The 2,311-nt window shown below is 65.1% G+C and carries 1 pseudogene; it reads left to right on the top strand.

Annotated elements, in window-relative coordinates:
- Positions 1-1,613: 1,613 nt before the first annotated feature.
- Positions 1,614-2,311 (top strand): annotated as a pseudogene (locus ACWGJ2_RS35915) (hypothetical protein); the annotation flags it as partial.

The following is a 2,311-nucleotide window of genomic DNA, read 5'->3' as shown; positions in this document are numbered from 1 at the left end:
CGCGGTCAGCTTCTCGGCCGCCACAGCGGGCCTGTCCAAGGACCCGTACACCTACTTCGGCCGGTCCATGCCGACCAACGCCCACGGCTCCTGACACCTACCCGCAGGACTATCGCAATTTCGCTCATGCAACAGTCCGAAGGGGCCCGGCTTGTCCGCCGTGGACGGGGAGCCGGGCCCCGCCGTGTTCCACCATTACGTGTGTAGGAGCCGACGGCCATAACGTCACCAGCGGCTCAGCAGCGCTTCTCCGGCTCTGCGGCGGGGGCAGTCGCAGATGGTGCCGACGGCCGGGTACGTGCAGGCGAGGACAGGAAGAACAACCAGTCATCGGTCTGAGGCGATGCGGTGTTCTCGCCCTTCATGCATGAGGGTGCATTGAGGCCATGGATACAAGGTTCAGGATCGCCAGGGCCCTTTGCGCGCCATGACGTCGGTGCTCCGCAAGGGAGTGGTGAGCGCGTGGAGTGGCGCTTGCCACAATGGGCGGAGCACGGTGAGGGCGTGGAAGCGGTCATCGGGGTGCATGTGACGGTGGCTGGCAGCCCGCCTGCTTTGAGGACTTCGACCAGGTGGTGGAGTGTGCCTCCGCAGACGGCGGCGACGGAGGGGCGGCCGGTGAGATGGGCGAGACTGCCACCGGTCTGCTGCGCCGCGCCGGCCAGGAGCGTGATTGTCTCGGGAGATCGTCGGTCACCTCTGGGTCTCGGTGTTCGCGAGGACCAGGAGGGCCCGCAGGAGGGTGGTCGCGTGGCCGGTGTTCATGCGGACCTTTGTGAGGATGCGCCAGGTCTAGAGGTTGGCGAAGCCGTGCTCGACAGCGGCGCGTTCGCGGCTGAGCAGACGGTTCGTCTCCTTCTCCGCCTTCTCCGCGTCGGTGAGCTTGTCGTGGCGGGCGGTGGTGATCTCGCCGGACCGGCCGGGCCGGGTCGGTATCGGTGAAGTGGATCCGGAGCATGCGATTCCCCCTCGTCGCCTGGGCTTTTCCGGCAGAACGAAAAACCCTGGCTGGCCATGCTCGCGTCAGAGATGCTGACGGAGCAAACGGGCGCGAGGGCCATCCGTCGTGTGCAACGGACGGTACGGTCCACCCGCTCAGCCATTGCAACCACGGAGAACCCCACACGCCGCTACGTCCGGTGCCAGGCTGCCGCGTCAGCGGTGGGCCCAAGGTCCCTGGCTTCACCGGGCCGACGGCGTTGTGATCGCCTGCATCAACCGTGTCGGCTTCTCCGCTCCAGCGCAAACGACGATCAGGAGTGGCATGAACGCGTCACATCCAAACAATTGGAGGATGCGTGCGAAAAAGATCCGGACACCTCGTACCCATTGAGCCTCCGCCAACTTGAAGTTGCAGGCCAAAGGGCTGGTGTGACGAGCTTCCGGAGTACTCACGCTGGTCGTGGGGGAAATCCGCGGAGCAGATCGTTCATCAGCAATACCCGTGCATCACCAACCAGGGCGTAGTGAACCGACCAGCACGCCCTCCCGGAAGACTCGATCGAAGGAGTGCCGTGTTCAGAATGAGAGCAAGACCCCAGGCGGACTCGTTACCGTCCGCCGGTCCGCACCCATGGAGCCGGTGGCGGCCGGCCACCGCGCTGACAGCCTGGATGCTGGGGCTCGTCGTCGCCGCGGCGACGATCCTCGTGGTGACGCCCGCGTCGGCCGCGCCGTCCACCCCGGACTTCGGGTCAGCCATCGACGCGTATGCCGCCAACGACCCCCAGGACACTTGTGATCCGACCGCCAAGCCGGGCACTCAGGGTCTCCGGGACCTGCTCAACGAGGCGTACGGCTCTCACACTTCCTACATCACCCGCGCCTGCGATGACGGTGGCACGAGTGAGCACAAGGAAGGCCGTGCGCTGGACTACATGCTCAACTACAACGACTCCGGTGAGCGCGCCGTCGCCGAGGACATCCTCACCTGGCTGCTGAAGACGGACAGGCACGGCAACAAGCACGCCAACGCCCGGCGGCTCGGGGTCATGTACCTGATCTGGAACGGCCAGATCTGGTCGTCGAGCCAAGCCGCAGACGGGTGGCGGGAGTACAACGGCAGTAATCCGCACACGGACCACATCCACTTCAGTCTCAGCTGGGATGGTGCCCGCAAGCAGACAAGCTGGTGGCAGTGGGAGGAGCCCGGAAGGACCACCCACAGCGTGACGGGTGACTCGTTCTCCGACCTGGTGGCAACGAAGTCCGACGGTACGATGTGGTTGTACTCCAACAACTTCCTGCGTGATGACGGTCAGCCGTATGGTAGTGGTCGTCAGATTGGGCATGGTTGGAATAACTTCGACCG

Source organism: Streptomyces sp. NPDC054796 (assembly GCF_053611545.1).
This window is presented reverse-complemented; position numbering and strand designations above follow the sequence as displayed.